Below are 16,446 nucleotides of genomic sequence, written 5' to 3'. Positions count from 1 at the left end.
CCAGCAGGAGCGCGCGCAGGCTTGCTGGGGGTTGCCGTCAGAGCAACCCATCCGCCCGCAGTAGCGTCTCCAGGCAATGCTCCTGCACCCCATAAAACGCCTTGAGCTGGCCAATCTTCTCCAGCAACGCCCCGTTGTCCCCCGCCTTCTGCCGCTTCACCGCAAGAATCATCTTGTTCTTGTTGGTGTGCTCCAGCGAGATGAACTCGAATACCTTGGTTTCGTAACCGCACGCTTCAAGGTAAAGCGCCCGCAGGCTGTCGGTCAGCATTTCGGCCTGCTGGCCCAGGTGCAGGCCGTACTGCAGCATGGGTTGCAGCAACCCCGGGCTGTGCAGTTGCGGGCGAATCTGTTTGTGGCAGCACGGCGAGCACATGATGATCGCGGCGTTGCAGCGGATGCCGGTATGGATGGCGTAGTCGGTGGCAATGTCACAGGCATGCAGGGCGATCATCACCTCGATGGCCTCTGGCACCACGCTGCGCACGTCACCGCACTGGAATTCCAGGCCTGGGTGCTCCAGGCGCGCGGCAGCGGTGTTGCACAGGTCGACCATGTCCTGGCGCAGTTCTACGCCCGTGACCTGTGCGTCGCGGCCCAGGCTGTTGCGCAGGTAATCATGCATGGCGAAGGTCAGGTAGCCCTTGCCCGAGCCAAAGTCGGCCACCCGCAGTACCTGCCCGGCCGGCACCGGGGCGCTGGCCAGGGCGTGGTCGAAGACCTCGATGAACTTGTTGATCTGCTTCCACTTGCGCGACATCGACGGAATCAACGCGCCTTGTGCATCGGTTACGCCCAGGTCACGCAAAAACGGGCGCGACAACTCCAGGTAACGCTTCTTCTCGCGGTCATGGCCGCTGCTGGCAGTGACCTCACGCGGTGCCTGTGCGCCGTGACGCTGCAGCATCGGCTTGCCCTTCTTGCTGAAGGTCAGTTGCACCTCGCCGTCAGCATCGAACAGGTGGGCGTTGCGGAAGCTGTCTGGCAGCAGCTCGGCGACCAGCGCCCGGGCCTGGTCCAGCGGCAGGTTGCGGGTGATGTCGCGGGTCTGGTGGCGGTAGACCAGCGACAGGCACGGCTGGCCCTTGACCTGCAGCGGCTTGGCGATGATCCGTTGCAAGGTCTGATCGGCACCGACATGGCGCGCCAGCACCAGTTTGACCAAGGTATCGCCGTGCAGGGCGGCGTTCAGCAGGTCGAGAAACTGAGCGCGCGCATCCGGCGCGGAGGGGGCGGAAGTACTGGCGGACATGGAGAAACGGTGCCTCGAATAGCGGGAAGCGCATTCTACACCCTGTGGGAGCGGGTTTACCCGCGAATGCGTCGGTGGCCTCCAGGCAGCATTTGCGGGTGAACCCGCCCCCACCGGGAACGCGTCAAGCCAGGCGGATCCGGATCAATCGAGAATCACCAAGCGGTTGGGCAGCTCGTTACGGGCATGGGTTGGCGGCACGTGCTGGCTAAGCAGCTCGCCACACGCCTCGATGCACTCGACAAAGCCTTGCAAGGTCCGGCCCTGGCGCACCTGTTCGGCAAAGCGCGCTCCGATGGCCGCGCGGGCTTTGGCGTCCAGGCAGTGCTCGATACCGCGGTCGACCAGGATCTCCACATGCCGCTCCGCCTCGCTGACAAAAATCAGCACACCCGTGGCGCCTGCGGTGCGCTGCAGGTTCTGCTCGCGAAACTGCTGTTGGGCCAGCCGTGAAGCACGCCAGCGACGCAGGGCACGGGGGATCAGCCAGCCGGCCAGGCGCGGGTTGCGCAGCAGCAGGCACAAGCCGACGAACAGCAACACGTTGGCCACCAGCAAGCCACGCACGCTGGGCCAACCCAGCAGCCAATGCAACAGGCCTGGCACCGCCAGCGCCAGCACGGCGGCCCACAACAGCGGCCAATAGGCGTAATCGTCGGCGCGGCGAGCCAGCACCGTCACCAGTTCGGCATCGGTGCGCCGTTCGGCACGCGCAATGGCTTCGGCAATCTGCCGTTGATGGTACTCGTCGAAGGGGGTCATGCCGTCGGTCTCTTGAACGTTCTTATAGTTGTTGTCCCGGCACTCGGGGCTTCATCCGCAGACGACATATTCAGGCATAATCCGCTGCTGGAAAGTAAGCCTGCGAATCGTACAACAATAGCCGCCTGAAAACTTCGGCCGCGCGCGTATCACCCTGGATACGGCAGAGGCCCCACAACGGAATTGATGATGAAACTGTCTTTGCTGGGCCTGGCCATGGGCCTTGCCAGTCAGGCGGCCCTTGCCGCCCCCTATGCCCCGCCCCTGCAGGACAAGCAGGCGTTCATCGAGCACCTGATCAGCCAGATGACCGAAGCCGAGAAAATCGGCCAGCTGCGCCTGATCAGCATCGGCCCGGAAATGCCCCACGAAAAGATCCGCGAAGAAATCGCTGCAGGCCGCATCGGTGGTACCTTCAACTCGCGCACCGCGCCCGAAAATCGCCCGATGCAGGACGCGGCCATGCGCAGCCGCCTGAAGATCCCGATGTTCTTCGCTTACGACACCATTCACGGCGAACGCACCATCTTCCCGATCGGCCTGGGCATGGCCGCCACCTGGGACATGGACGCCGTCGCCAAGGTCGGCCGCACTGCAGCCATCGAAGCCTCGGCCGACGCCCTGGACATGACCTTCGCCCCCATGGTCGATATCGCCCGCGACCCGCGCTGGGGCCGTACCAGCGAAGGCTTCGGCGAGGACACCTACCTGACCTCGAAAATCGGCCAGGTGATGGTGCGCTCGTTTCAGGGCAGCAGCCCGGCCAACCCCGACAGCATCATGGCCATCGTCAAGCACTTCGCCCTGTATGGTGCAGTGGAAGGCGGGCGCGACTACAACACGGTCGATATGAGCCTGCCGAAAATGTACAACGACTACCTGCCGCCCTACCGCGCCGCGCTCGACGCCGGTGCTGGCGGGGTAATGGTGGCGTTGAACTCGATCAACGGTGTGCCGGCCACCTCCAACACCTGGCTGATGAACGACCTGCTGCGCAAGGAGTGGGGCTTCAAAGGCGTGACCATCAGCGACCACGGCGCCATCCAGGAACTGATCCGCCACGGCGTCGCCCGCGACGGCCGTGAAGCCGCCAAGCTGGCGATCAAGGCCGGCATCGACATGAGCATGAACGACACCCTGTACGGCGAAGAGCTGCCAGGCCTGCTGAAGTCCGGCGAAGTGACCCAGCGCGAACTGGACCAGGCGGTACGCGAAGTGCTTGGCGCCAAGTACGACATGGGCCTTTTCAAGGACCCGTACGTGCGCATCGGCAAAGCCGAAACCGACCTGAAGGACTATTACGGCAACGACCGCCTGCACCGCGAAGCTGCGCGTGACGTGGCACGCCGCAGCCTGGTGCTGCTGGAAAACCGCAACCAGACCCTGCCGCTGAAAAAGACCGGCACCATCGCCCTGGTCGGCCCACTGGCGGATGCCCCCATCGACATGATGGGCAGCTGGGCCGCCGACGGTAAACCGGTGCACTCGGTAACCGTGCGCGAAGGCCTGCGCCGCGCCGTGGAAGGCAAGGCCAAGCTGGTCTACGCCAAAGGCTCCAACGTCACGGGCGACAAGGCGATCCTCGATTACCTGAATTTCCTCAACTTCGATGCCCCGGAAATCGTCGACGACCCGCGCCCGCCTGCGGTGCTGATCGATGAAGCGGTCAAGGCGGCCAGGCAATCCGATGTGGTGGTGGCAGTGGTCGGCGAGTCCCGCGGCATGTCCCACGAGTCGTCGAGCCGTACCACCCTGGAGATCCCGGCCAGCCAGCGCGAGTTGATCAAGGCCCTGAAGGCCACTGGCAAACCGCTGGTGCTGGTGCTGATGAACGGCCGGCCGCTGTCGATCAGCTGGGAGCGCGAGCAGGCCGACGCCATCCTCGAAACCTGGTTCGCCGGCACCGAAGGTGGTAATGCCATCGCCGACGTGCTGTTTGGTGACTACAACCCGTCCGGCAAGCTGGCCATCACCTTCCCGCGCTCGGTCGGGCAGATCCCGATGTACTACAACCACACCCGCATCGGTCGGCCGTTCACCCCTGGCAAACCAGGAAACTACACCTCGCAGTATTTTGAAGAGCCCAACGGCCCGCTGTACCCGTTCGGCTATGGCCTGACCTACAGCAGCTTCGAGCTGTCGGGCCTGAAGCTGTCGAACAAGGACCTCAAGCGCGGCGACACACTGGAGGCCAAGGTGACGGTGGCGAACACCGGCAAGGTAGCCGGCGAGACCGTGGTGCAGCTGTACCTGCAGGACGTGTCGGCGTCGATGAGCCGCCCGGTCAAGGAACTCAAGAACTTCCAGAAGCTGATGCTCAAGCCGGGCGAGTCACGCACCTTGACCTTCCGCATCAGCGAGGAAGACCTGAAGTTCTACAATGGCCAGCTGCAGCGGGTTGCCGAGCCAGGGGAATTCAATGTCCAGGTCGGGCTGGATTCCCAGGCGGTGCAGCAGCAGAGCTTCGAACTGCTGTAACCGAAAGGTCGCCTGTACCGGCCTTTTCGCGGGCTTGCCCGCTCCCACAGGTACTGCACAGGTCCATCGGGCTGTGAGTATTCTGTGGGAGCGGGCAAGCCCGCGAAGAGGCAGGCCCCGATATCACAATCACCCGGATCCGCCCCGATGCCCTTTTCCTTTCGCGCCCTGCGTCTGGGGCTGATCACCCTGCTGATCGTGCTGGGTACCGCCCTCAGTGCCGGTTGGGCCATGCACCAGGCCAAGCGCCAGGCCATGGAAGACGACGCCCAGCGTGCCAGCCAGCAGTTGGGCCTGTACGCCAATACCCTGCATACCCTGATCGACCGCTACCGCGCCCTGCCCGCCGTGCTGGCGTTGGACCCGGAGCTGATCGCCGCCCTGCGTGACCCGGCCAGCGAAGAGGTGCAGGACGCCCTGAACCGCAAGCTTGAACGCATCAACGGCGCCGCAAACTCCTCCACCCTCGAACTGCTCGACCGCACCGGCCTGGCCATCGCCGCCAGCAACTGGCGGCTGCCCAGCAGCTATGTCGGCTCCAACTACGGCTTCAGGCCCTATTTCAAGCAAACCCGCAGCCAGGGCAGTGGCCGCTTCTACGCCGTAGGCGTGACCAGTGGCGTGCCGGGCTACTTCCTCGCCAGCGCGGTGAACGACGAGCATGGCCGCTTCCTCGGTGCCATGGTGGTGAAGCTGGAGTTCCCGGAACTTGAACGCGAGTGGCGCCAGGGCAGCGACATCCTGCTGGTGAGCGATGCCCGCGGCATCACCTTCATCGCCAACCAGGACGGCTGGCGCTACCGCGAGCTGCAGCCGCTCAGTGGTGCCGACCGTGCCGAGCTTGCCGAAACCCGCCAGTACGACAAACAACCGCTGGTGCCGTTGCAGCATCAGGTGCTGACGCGCTTTGCCGCCAACAGCACCCTTAGCCGCGTGCAAGGCCCCGAGGGCAGCGCCGAATACTTGTGGGAAAGCCTGCCACTGGAAGGCGAAAACTGGACTTTGCACCTGCTGCGCAAACCGCAGGTCACTGCCGACGGCCGCAATGCCGCCTTGGGCGCCGCCGCCGTGTGGCTGAGCCTGGTGTTCGCCACACTGTTCGTCAGCCAGCGCCTGCGCCTGGCGCGCCTTCGCCAGCGCAGCCGCGAAGAGCTAAAGCGCCAGGTCGAGGAACGCACTCGCGAACTGCGCACGGCTCAAGAAGGCTTGGTGCAATCAGCCAAACTGGCGGCGCTCGGGCAGATGTCGGCAGCCATGGCTCACGAAATCAACCAGCCGCTGACCACCCAGCGCATGCAACTGGAAACCCTGCGCCTGCTGCTCGACCATGGCCGCCATGACGAAGCACGCCAGGCCCTGGAGCCACTGGAGCAGATGCTGACGCGCATGGCCGCGCTCACCAGCCACCTGAAAACCTTTGCCCGCAACAGCCCGGTCGGCCTGCGCGAGCGCCTCGACCTGGCCACCGTGGTCGACCAGGCCCTGCACCTGCTGGAAACCCGCATTCGCAGCGAAGAGGTAGAGGTGGCCCTGTACCTGGCGCGCCCGGCCTGGGTACGCGGCGATGCCATTCGCCTGGAACAGGTGCTGATCAACCTGTTGCGCAATGCCCTCGACGCCATGGCCGACAAGCGCTACAAACGCCTGGAGGTGCGCATCGAACCCGAGGGCGAGCGGTGGCGCCTGAGCGTACTGGACTCGGGGGGCGGCATCGCCGAGGCCAACCTGGCCAAGGTCTTCGACCCGTTCTTCACCACCAAGCCGGTGGGCGAAGGCCTGGGCCTGGGGCTGGCCATTTCCTACGGCATCGTCCACGAGGCCGGTGGCCAGCTGCAGGTCGAAAACCTGCCCGGTGGTGCACGCCTGAGCCTTACCCTGCCCCGTGACCTGGAGCCTGTATGTTGAATTCAGTGATCGTCGTCGATGATGAAGCCAGTATCCGCAGTGCAGTCGAGCAATGGCTGAGCCTGTCCGGCTTCAGCGTGCAACTGTTCGCGCGCGCCGAAGAGTGCCTGGCCCACCTGCCGCAGCACTTTCCCGGGGTCATCATCAGCGATGTGCGCATGCCGGGCATGGATGGCCTGCAATTGCTCGAACGCCTGCAGGCGGACGACCCCGACTTGCCCGTCATCTTGCTGACTGGCCACGGCGACGTGCCCATGGCAGTGGAAGCCATGCGCAGCGGTGCCTACGACTTTCTCGAAAAGCCCTTCACCCCGCAGCACTTGCTGGGCAGCCTGCGCCGGGCCCTGGAAAAGCGCCAGCTGGTGCTGGAAAACCGCCGGCTGCATGAACAGGCCGACCTCAAGTCACGCTTGGAAGGCACGTTACTGGGCATGTCTCAGGGCCTGCAACAGCTGCGCCGACAAGTGCTGGAGCTGGCCAGCCTGCCGGTCAATGTGCTGATCCGTGGCGAAACCGGCAGCGGCAAGGAGCGCGTGGCCCGCTGCCTGCACGATTTTGGCCCTCGCGCCGGTAAACCCTTCGTCGCACTCAACTGCGCGGCCATTCCCGAGTCGCTGTTCGAGGCCGAGCTGTTTGGTCACGAAAGCGGCGCCTTCACCGGCGCCCAGGGCAAGCGCATCGGCAAGCTGGAGTACGCCAACGGTGGCACGGTGTTTCTCGACGAAATCGAGAGCATGCCGCTGGCGCAGCAGGCCAAGCTGTTGCGCGTGATCCAGGAGCAGAAGCTGGAACGTCTGGGTGCCAACCAGAGCATAAGCGTCGACCTGCGTGTCATTGCCGCGACCAAGCCCGACCTGCTCGAAGAGGCCCGCGCCGGCCGCTTTCGCGAAGACCTTGCCTATCGCCTGAATGTGGCCGAGCTGCGCCTGGCGCCGCTGCGTGAGCGGCGTGAAGACATTCCTCTGCTGTTCGAGCACTTTGCTCGCGCTGCAGGCGAAAAGCTGGGCCGTGCCGCCCCGCTGCTGTCGGGTGTACAACTGGCTCAGCTGCTGTCCCATGACTGGCCGGGCAACGTACGTGAGCTGGCCAATGCGGCGGAGCGCCATGCGCTGGGGCTGAGTTCGCCGAACATCGAAGCGACACCTGCCGGGCAGTCGCTGGGCGAACAGATGGAAGCGTTCGAGGCGCAATGCCTGCGCGCAGCCCTGCGCCAGCATGGGGGCGAGATCAAGTCGGTGATGGAGGCGTTGCAGTTGCCGCGGCGTACGCTTAACGAAAAGATGCAGCGGCATGGGCTGGTGCGCGAGGACTTTGTCGGGCGCGAATGAGCGGATTTCCGCTTACCTGTAATCGTTGATAGGCAAAAATCCGCTTATTTCTGAACGATCCTGGGGCTGCTTTGCGGCCCGTCGCGACGCAAGGCCGCTCCTACAGGCCAGCTATCACGCGGTTGTGCCCTCAAATGAATCAGCCTGCACCCATTTGGCACACCTTCTGCAATTGCCTTGGCAAGCTGCGCTACGGCGCGCTCCACAAAAACAACGAGAAGGTATCCCTGATGGATAACGCCACCTCCCTGCCCGCTGGGGCGGCCACTGCGCCCGCCGCAGAAAAAACCACCGCCAGCCGTTTGAAGTCGATCTTCAGCGGGTCCATCGGCAACATGGTCGAATGGTACGACTGGTACGTCTACGCCGCATTCTCGCTGTACTTCGCCAAGGCCTTTTTCCCGGCCGGTGACTCCACCGCACAATTGCTCAATACCGCCGCGATCTTCGCCGTGGGCTTCCTCATGCGCCCGATCGGTGGCTGGCTGATGGGCCTGTACGCCGACCGCAAAGGCCGCAAGGCCGCGCTGATGGCCTCGGTACTGTTGATGTGCGCCGGCTCGCTGGTCATTGCCCTGACCCCGGGCTACGAAACCATCGGCGTCGCCGCACCGGTCCTGCTGGTCATCGCACGCCTGCTGCAAGGCCTGTCGGTGGGTGGCGAGTACGGCACCTCGGCCACCTACCTCAGCGAAATGGCCAGCAAGGAACGCCGTGGCTTCTTCTCCAGCTTCCAGTACGTGACCCTGATCTCCGGCCAGCTCATCGCCCTGGCGGTACTGATTGTCCTGCAGCAGACCCTGACCACAGAGCAGCTGTATGCCTGGGGCTGGCGCGTGCCGTTCGTGATCGGTGCACTGTGCGCCGTGGTGGCCCTGTACCTGCGTCGCGGCATGGAAGAAACCGCCTCGTTCACCAAGAAGGAAAAAGCCAAGGAAAGCCTGATGCGCACCCTGCTGCGCCACCCCAAGGAGCTGATGACCGTGGTCGGCCTGACCATGGGCGGCACCCTGGCCTTCTACACCTACACCACCTACATGCAGAAGTACCTGGTCAACACCGTGGGCATGAGCATCAGCGACTCGACTACCATCTCGGCCGCTACGCTGTTCCTGTTCATGTGCCTGCAGCCGGTGATCGGTGGCCTGTCCGACAAGATCGGCCGACGCCCAATCCTGATCGCCTTCGGTGTGCTCGGCACCCTGTTCACCGTACCGATCCTCAGCACGCTGCACACCATCGAGACCTGGTGGGGCGCATTCTTCCTGATCATGGCGGCGCTGATCATCGTCAGCGGCTACACCTCGATCAACGCCGTGGTCAAGGCAGAGCTGTTTCCAACGGAAATCCGCGCCCTGGGTGTGGGCCTGCCGTACGCCCTGACCGTGTCGATCTTCGGCGGCACCGCCGAGTACGTGGCCCTGTGGTTCAAGAGCGCGGGCATGGAGAGCGGCTACTACTGGTACGTCACCGCCTGCATCGCCTGTTCGCTGCTGGTTTACGCGACCATGAAGGACACCAAGCAACACTCGCGGATTACTACTGACTGACGCTGGTTGGCAACACTGAAAGGGGGCGCTCCATTACATGGGCGCCCCCTTTTTCATGATGCACGACAACCTGTGAGCCGATTAGCGGCATTATTCGGCTCACAGTTTGAGCCGAATAGCGCTATTATTCGGCTCACCCAATGAGCCGAATAGCCGGCTTATTCGGCTCACAGGATGGATCGGCACAATCATGAACAGCCCTTTGTGGATCTGGCAGCAACCAGCCTGGCCCCAATTTACCTGGCAAAACGAAGCCATTGCCCCGCTCCTGCGCAACTGCATCAGCATGCAAGGTCGTCTGCTGGGCAAGATCGGCAGCATCGATGGGCTCAGCGAGTGCCAGAACATGCTGGATACGCTGCTGCAGAACATCGTCACCTCCTCGGCAATCGAAGGTGAACAGCTGAATGTGGGCTCGGTGCGCTCTTCTCTTGCCCGTCGGCTGGGCATGGATGAACCGGGAGCTACCAGTGCCCGCAGTGAAGGGCTGGCGGAACTGATGCTGGATGCAACTCAAGGGTATGACCGACCACTGACCCTGCAACGCCTGTTCACTTGGCACCAGTGGCTATTCCCGGAAGTACAAGGGGCCTTGAGCAAGGCGGTACTGGTCGGCCGGTTACGTGATGAAGTGCCCATGCAGGTGATCTCCGGCCGTCTCGACAAGCCCACCGTGCATTTCCAGGCACCACCGCGCGAGGGTCTTGAAACACAGCTCGCGGCGTTTCTCGACTGGTTTGCCAACAGCCTCGATAACGCTGGTCTGGATCCGCTGTTACGCGCCGGTATTGCGCACTTCTGGTTTGTCACGCTGCACCCGTTCGATGATGGCAATGGTCGGCTGACCCGGGCGATCACCGACCTGGCGCTGGCCCAAGCTGAGCGCCAGGCCATTCGCTTCTATGCCATGTCCGCCAGCATCCTCGAGGACAGGGCCGGCTATTACCAGGTCCTGGAGCGCAGCCAGAAAGGCGACCTGGATATCACCCGCTGGTTGTGCTGGTTCCTTGCCACATTGCTGCGCAGCTTCGAACAGGCACTGGCAAACATCGACCGGATACTGGCCAAGGCCAGGTTCTGGCAGGCGCATCGCGCAGATGGTTTGCTGCCCGAACAGGTCAAGGTGCTCAACAGGTTGCTTGATGGCGGCCCCCGCGGTTTCGAGGAGGGCATCAGCGCCACGCAGTACCAGGCAGTAGCGAAGGTTTCCAAGGCCACTGCGACCCGCCACCTTACCGACCTGCTCGACAAGGCTTGCCTGGTTCGCCTGCCTGGCGGGGGCCGCAGTACCCGCTACCGCATCAACACTCAGGACATCTCCAACGCCTGACGACACGTTGAAACAAGATGTTCCGTTCTTAACACCCCTTTAATTCCCGACCTTCAAGCTGCGATGGCTGACGAAACGACAACGCGAGGGTTTGCGGCTACTGACTGACACCGCTGCCTGACCCACGCGAAGCCTGCATTGAAACATCGATTTATTCGATTTCTAAACGCTATTATTTGCGCTTTTTAATCAAATTAATCAGCGTAGGATTAAACCCATAGAAACAAACAACCTCTCGCAACCTGGAGCAACGACCATGAAAAACAAACTGATCCTTACCCTGGCCCTCTCCGTTTTCGCAGCAGGCGCCTTCGCCGAAGATGGCTTCGACCGTACCAGCGCTCACACCTTTGCCGCGGCTCAATCCCAGTCCGCCAGCTACGCTGAAGACGGTTTTGACCGCACCGGTGGCCAACGTTTCGCTGAAGACGGTTTCGACCGCACTGGCGGTCAACGTTTCGCTGAAGACGGTTTCGACCGCACTGGCGGCCAGCGCTTCGCTGAAGACGGCTTCGACCGTACCAACGCCCACCGCATCAGCTGATACCTGATGCGAGCACCCAGCCCGGCTTCGGCCGGGCTTGATCATTTGCAGGCGAGCACAGGCTTGGCACACTAGGCACCTTGTCCACCAGGAGGTAGGGCCAACAAGCCCAGCACAGATGTATTACTACGAACCTGCCAAAGGCCACGGCCTGCCCCACGACCCGTTCAACGCCATCGTCGGCCCCCGCCCTATCGGCTGGATTTCCTCGCATGACCGCGAAGGCCGGCTGAACCTGGCGCCCTACAGCTTCTTCAACGCCTTCAACTACATCCCGCCGATCATCGGTTTCTGCAGCGTCGGGCGCAAAGACAGCCTGAACAACATCGAGCAGACCGGCGAATTCGTCTGGAACCTGGCCACCCGCCCACTGGCCGAGCAGATGAACCAGAGCTGCGCGCCGGTTGCTGCCGAAGTGAGCGAGTTCGAATTGAGCGGCCTTACCGCCACGCCGTCGAGCATCGTCAGCGTGCCCCGCGTAGGCGAAACCCCGGTGGCGTTCGAGTGCAAGGTCAGCCAGATCGTCCAGCTCAAGCGGGCCGACCAGGCACTGGTGCCCAGCTGGCTGATCCTCGGAGAAGTGGTTGCGGTGCACATTGCCGAGCACCTGCTTAAAAACGGCATCTACGATACCGCGGCCGCCGAACCGATCCTGCGTGGCGGTGGCCCGGCGGACTATTTCGAGCTGGGCAACCTGTTCAAGATGGGCCGCCCGCCGGCCTGATCACCAGATCAGTTCACCCTCTTCGCTGACGCCTTGCAGGCGCTGCAGCTCGGCCGTGGCCGCTTCGTCGGCGGCCACGGCGCCCTTGAACACCTGCCCGTCGAGGACCTTGTGAAAGCGCGGTGCGCCGCCCATGGCCAGGGCCTTGACCGCAATGGCCGCGTTGTAGCCGCCGCCTTCCACCGGCACCATCGCCGATACCGCTTCGAAATGAGTGAATTCCCTACGTGCCATGTTGCTATCCGCGTGGTTGAACAAGGGCGCTACTTTACCTCATCCACCCTCAGTCGAAGGTATGCAAGTCCAGGCTGCTGACCACCTGCGCCTGCACCAGCTCGCCAAACACGTCCAGGGTCGGCGAAGCAAAGTAGCCACTCATCGCCTGCTGATCCTGCCAGCTGCCACTGAGCAACCACAGGTCGGCATCGGCCTGGGAGCGCTGCACCGTGAAACTCAGGCAACCCGGCGCACGCAGCGAGGGCTCGAGCAGGTCGCGCAGGCGCGCGCCCAGCTCTGCCGAGCGCCCGCTGCTGGCACGGATGAAAGCAAGATGGGTGACCGGTTGTTTTAGGGTCATTGCACAATCTCCTTGAAGCAGGCGGACGAAAAAGCCAGGCTGCCAAGGTTAGGGGCTCACCCGCGCGCCGCGTTAGGCCATTACTGCTCGCCGATTGCCTGATCCTGCTGCGCGGCAGGATCAGGCAAGCGACGTGCAGCTTTCGACTAGCGCCCCTCTTTGCCCAAACCTATGCTGCGTCGGTCAGCAGAGGAAAGCCATCATGACCACCGCCACGTCCATTGACCCGACCCTGGAACTGCAGCGCCTGGAACTGGCCGAGCTGATCCGCCGCCATGCCGGCGACCCCCATGGTCCCGCATCGGCCATCGATGACCTGTATCTGGTGCGCTACACCGAGAACGTGCGCTCGGTGCCGACCCTGGCGCAACCGGCGCTGTGCATCCTTGCCCAAGGCAGCAAAAGCCTGTTCCTCGGTGACGAGCAGTACGCCTACGACCCCCTGCACTACATGGTGGTGTCGGTGACCTTGCCGCTGAGCGGGGTGAGGCTCGACGCCAGCCCGGAAAACCCCAGCCTGGGCCTGCGCATGGACCTGGACCCGGCCGAGATCAGCCAGCTGATCGCCGAGAGCGGGCCGATGCTGGTACCCAACCGGCCTTCAGGCCGTGGTTTGTATGTGGAAAGGACCGATGCCGCATTGCTCGACGCCTTGCTGCGGCTGCTACGCCTGCTGGATACCCCGCGCGACATCGCCATGCTCGCGCCACTGTTCCGCCGCGAGATTCTCTATCGCCTGCTGCGTGGGCCGCAGGGTTGCCGGCTGTATGAAATTGCCTTGGCCAACAGCCAGACTCACCGGGTGTGCCAGGCCATTACCTGGCTCAACAACAACTACCAGTTGCCCCTGCGCATCGAGGACCTGGCCCGGGAGGTCAACCTCAGCACTTCGACCTTGCACCATCGCTTCAAGGCCGTGACGTCGATGAGCCCGTTGCAGTACCAGAAGCAGCTGCGCCTGCAGGAGGCGCGGCGGTTGATGCTCAACGACGGGCTAGAGGCGGCGGTGGCAGCCTACAGGGTGGGGTATGAAAGCCCGTCGCAGTTCAGCCGTGAATACAGCCGGCTGTATGGCGCACCACCGATTCGGGATGTGGCGCGGTTGCGGGCTACTGCTGGCTGAGCCTGGTTCTTCCTGTACTGGCCTCTTCGCGGGTGAACCCGCTCCCACAGGATCACCACAGCTTTCGAACACTGTGGCGATCCTGTGGGAGCGGGTTTACCCGCGAAGAGGCCCGCACAGGTAATAACCTTGATTCAACCCGCCACGGTTTCCTGCCACTGATTCTGGTCAACCTGGATCAAGGTCGGCCCCTTGCGCTCCACCGCCTGCCCCAGCGCCGCCTGCAGCTGCTTCACGTCTGTCACATGCTCCGCCGCAGCCCCCAGCGCCCGCGCCACGCCGATGAAGTCCGGGGTATGGATATCTACCCCGACCGGCTCGATCGCCCGGTTGACCATGTACTTCTTGATCTCCTCGTACCCCTGGTTATTCCACAGCAGCACGATCAGCGGCACCTGCGCCTCCACCGCACTGGCAAGCTCAGGCAGGGTGAACTGCAAACCGCCGTCACCAATCAGGCACACTGCAGGCGCGCGCTGGCCGATTTGCTCCGCACTACCCAACCACGCGCCCATGGCCGCAGGCAGCGCATAACCCAGGGTGCCGTAGCCGGTTGAGGCATTGAACCAGCGACGTGGCTGGTCCATGTCCAGGGTCAGGTTGCCGGTGTACACCGGCTGGGTCGAATCGCCCACCAGCACGGCATTGGGCAGTCGCTCCAGGATCGCGCTCAGCAGACGGGTCTGGCTCAGGGTTGGCTGGTCCCAACCTGCCGCCAGTGCCTGGCGCAAGTTGGACACGCGAGCCACACCCCAGGTGCTTTCGCGCACAGGTTGCGGCTGGGCCTGCAAGGCAGCGAGCAATGCCTCGGCGGCCAGCTCGGCATCGGCTACCAGCGCCAGCTCCGGCAGGTAGTTACGCACGGTCTGGTCCGGATCGATATCGATGCGCAGCAGGCTACCCGGGATCTCGAAGCCACCCTTGAAGGTCACGTCATAATCGGTTTCAGCCAGTTCGGTACCGATCGCCAGCACCACGTCCGCTTCAGCCACCAGCTCTCGAGTAGCCGGCAGTGACTGGGTCGAACCGATCTGCAGCGGGTGGCTGGCCGGCAGCAAACCCTTGGCATTGATGGTCAGCGCCACCGGGGCCTGAAGGTGTTCGGCCAGGCGCGCCAGCGCAGCACCCGCGGCCAACGCGCCACCGCCCGCCAGGATCAACGGCCGCTTGGCACCTGCCAGGCGCTCGGCCATCTGTGCCACGGCCTGCGGCGCTGCCCCTGCCCGGCTTCCACGCACCGGGCGGCCCGGCAGCAGGAAGTCGGCCGGTTCGACCAGCACGTCCAGCGGGATTTCGATATGCACCGGGCGTGGCCGGGCGCTCTCGAACACGGCAAATGCCCGCGCCAGCACCTGCGGCAGGTCTGCAGCACTCATCAAGGTGTGAGAAAACGCGGCCACTCCCGACACCAGCGCCGACTGGTTGGGCAGTTCGTGCAGCTTGCCGCGGCCACCGCCCAGCTGATCACGGGACTGCACACTGGAAATCACCAGCATCGGGATCGAGTCGGCATACGCCTGGCCCATGGCAGTGGTGATATTGGTCATGCCAGGGCCGGTAATGATGAAGCAAACCCCAGGTTTGCCACGGGTGCGCGCATAGCCGTCAGCCATGAACCCTGCACCCTGCTCATGGCGCGGGGTGATGTGGCGAATGGACGAGCCCGCCAGGCCACGGTAGAGCTCAACGGTATGTACACCAGGAATGCCGAAGACATGGTCGACGCCATAGCCTTCAAGAAGATTGACCAGTACTTCGCCGCAGGTTGCCATCGGGTTTCACCATGAATCTTGTTGGAGTATGCCCTTATTGGACCCAAGCCACGGCTATCGCCACAATGCAAAAAAACACATACTAGCCATGTCCTGTCATCATGGCTCAGTGCGATGAAACGCCTCCCGCCCCTGCCCGCCCTGCACACCTTTCTGGTCACCGCCCATCACTGCAACTTCACCCGTGCAGGGCAACAGCTGCACATCACCCAGGGCGCCGTCAGCCGCCAGATCGCTGCCCTCGAAGAACACCTGGGTTATGCCCTGTTCCAGCGCCAGGCCCGCGGGCTTAGCCTGACCCGTGAAGGCCAGGACTGGCTGCCTCGGGTGCAGCAGGTGTTCGCGCTGATCGAGCAAGGCGTGCGTGAAGTGGGTGGGCGCAGCACGACCTTGCAGCTCAAGGCCCCGACGTGCGTGATGCGCTGGCTGCTACCGCGCCTGATGGAATGGCAGGCACTGCGCCCGGATGTACCGGTGGAATTGACCACCACGGTGCAGCATGGGGTGGATTTTCGTCGCGAGGGCTTCGATGCGGCGGTGGTCTATGGCGATGCGCCGAACCACGGGCTGCAGGTGCGCAAGCTGTTCGATGAACAACTTACGCCAGTGTGCGCCCCCTCGCTGCGTGAGGGGCCGATACCGTTGCAGCAGGTGGAAGACCTGGCGCGGCACATGCTGCTGCACCCCTCGCGGGATGAACACGACTGGCTGTTGTGGCTGCAGGCGGCAGGGGTGACGTTGGCCACTCATGGGCCGAAGCAGCATTTCGAGACACTGGACATGGCGATGGCCATGGCCTCGCAGGGGACAGGCGTGGCCATCGGCGACTGGTCGCTGATTGGCGATGACTTGCGCGGGGGGCGGCTGTGCATGCCGTTTGCGCAGAAGGTGGTGACCGGGAAAGGGTATTACCTGGTGAGCCAGGCCAAGAGCTTGACGCCGGGATTAATGGAGTTACTGGACTGGCTGGAGGGCCAAGCCAGCCAGTGAGGGCCTTGTGGGAGCGGCCTTGTGTCGCGAAAGGGCCGCAAAGCGGCCCCCCAAATTTGTGCGGCGACGCTGAAATCCTGGGGGCGCTTTGCGCCCCTTTCGCGACACAAG

Annotated in this window: 14 protein-coding genes; 9 read left to right on the top strand and 5 right to left on the bottom strand. The window is 63.5% G+C overall.

Going from position 1 to position 16,446, the window contains the following annotated elements; all coding sequences use genetic code 11:
• Positions 1–37: 37 nt before the first annotated feature.
• A complete protein-coding gene (locus ACN6NG_RS04450) occupies positions 38–1,252 on the bottom strand; it encodes a class I SAM-dependent methyltransferase (protein ID WP_474313057.1) in 1,215 nt (404 codons plus the stop codon).
• A 144-nt stretch (positions 1,253–1,396) separates the two neighbouring features.
• The gene (locus tag ACN6NG_RS04445; protein ID WP_474313054.1) at positions 1,397–2,014 is read right to left on the bottom strand and encodes a TPM domain-containing protein; all 618 of its coding nucleotides are present in this window, start codon (positions 2,012–2,014) and stop codon (positions 1,397–1,399) included.
• Positions 2,015–2,200: 186 nt separating this feature from the next.
• Between ACN6NG_RS04445 and bglX the strand changes: the two genes are divergently transcribed.
• The 7 genes from bglX to ACN6NG_RS04410 all read left to right on the top strand — a co-directional run bounded on the left by bglX (position 2,201) and on the right by ACN6NG_RS04410 (position 11,873).
• Positions 2,201–4,492: a beta-glucosidase BglX gene (bglX, locus tag ACN6NG_RS04440; RefSeq protein ID WP_474313052.1), complete on the top strand. Its 2,292-nt coding sequence runs from the start codon at positions 2,201–2,203 to the stop codon at positions 4,490–4,492.
• Between the two features lie 147 nt (positions 4,493–4,639).
• On the top strand, positions 4,640–6,397 hold the full coding sequence (locus ACN6NG_RS04435; RefSeq protein ID WP_063422252.1) for an ATP-binding protein: 1,758 nt from the start codon (positions 4,640–4,642) through the stop codon (positions 6,395–6,397).
• On the top strand, positions 6,391–7,725 hold the full coding sequence (locus ACN6NG_RS04430) for a sigma-54-dependent transcriptional regulator (RefSeq protein ID WP_016498147.1): 1,335 nt from the start codon (positions 6,391–6,393) through the stop codon (positions 7,723–7,725). The genes ACN6NG_RS04435 and ACN6NG_RS04430 overlap by 7 nt, the downstream gene beginning before the upstream one ends.
• Positions 7,726–7,955: 230 nt before the next feature.
• Positions 7,956–9,275: an MFS transporter gene (locus ACN6NG_RS04425; protein WP_063422481.1), complete on the top strand. Its 1,320-nt coding sequence runs from the start codon at positions 7,956–7,958 to the stop codon at positions 9,273–9,275.
• Between the two features lie 190 nt (positions 9,276–9,465).
• The gene (locus ACN6NG_RS04420) at positions 9,466–10,605 is read left to right on the top strand and encodes a Fic family protein (RefSeq protein ID WP_474313050.1); all 1,140 of its coding nucleotides are present in this window, start codon (positions 9,466–9,468) and stop codon (positions 10,603–10,605) included.
• Positions 10,606–10,861: 256 nt separating this feature from the next.
• Positions 10,862–11,149 carry a hypothetical protein gene (locus ACN6NG_RS04415; protein ID WP_063422254.1) on the top strand — a complete coding sequence of 96 codons (288 nt, stop codon included), beginning with the start codon at positions 10,862–10,864 and terminating at the stop codon, positions 11,147–11,149.
• Positions 11,150–11,267: 118 nt separating this feature from the next.
• The gene (locus tag ACN6NG_RS04410; protein WP_063422255.1) at positions 11,268–11,873 is read left to right on the top strand and encodes a flavin reductase family protein; all 606 of its coding nucleotides are present in this window, start codon (positions 11,268–11,270) and stop codon (positions 11,871–11,873) included.
• Here the strand turns inward: ACN6NG_RS04410 and ACN6NG_RS04405 are convergent, their stop codons facing one another.
• Entirely contained in the window at positions 11,874–12,107 is a 234-nt protein-coding gene (locus ACN6NG_RS04405) for a hypothetical protein (RefSeq protein WP_041167964.1), read from the bottom strand.
• A gap of 49 nt (positions 12,108–12,156) precedes the next feature.
• Positions 12,157–12,450 carry a putative quinol monooxygenase gene (locus tag ACN6NG_RS04400; protein ID WP_049278214.1) on the bottom strand — a complete coding sequence of 98 codons (294 nt, stop codon included), beginning with the start codon at positions 12,448–12,450 and terminating at the stop codon, positions 12,157–12,159.
• A 202-nt stretch (positions 12,451–12,652) separates the two neighbouring features.
• Between ACN6NG_RS04400 and ACN6NG_RS04395 the strand changes: the two genes are divergently transcribed.
• Positions 12,653–13,573, top strand: a complete 921-nt coding sequence (locus ACN6NG_RS04395) for an AraC family transcriptional regulator (protein WP_016498139.1) — start codon at positions 12,653–12,655, stop codon at positions 13,571–13,573.
• Positions 13,574–13,707: 134 nt separating this feature from the next.
• On the opposite strand, the gene ACN6NG_RS04390 is transcribed toward ACN6NG_RS04395, so the two are convergent.
• Positions 13,708–15,345, bottom strand: coding sequence for a 5-guanidino-2-oxopentanoate decarboxylase (locus ACN6NG_RS04390; RefSeq protein ID WP_063422256.1), 1,638 nt, complete (start codon positions 15,343–15,345; stop codon positions 13,708–13,710).
• Between the two features lie 114 nt (positions 15,346–15,459).
• Between ACN6NG_RS04390 and ACN6NG_RS04385 the strand changes: the two genes are divergently transcribed.
• A complete protein-coding gene (locus tag ACN6NG_RS04385; RefSeq protein WP_353456309.1) occupies positions 15,460–16,335 on the top strand; it encodes a LysR substrate-binding domain-containing protein in 876 nt (291 codons plus the stop codon).
• Positions 16,336–16,446: the final 111 nt, after the last annotated feature.

Source organism: Pseudomonas sp. TSO6, assembly GCF_056098905.1.
This window is presented reverse-complemented; position numbering and strand designations above follow the sequence as displayed.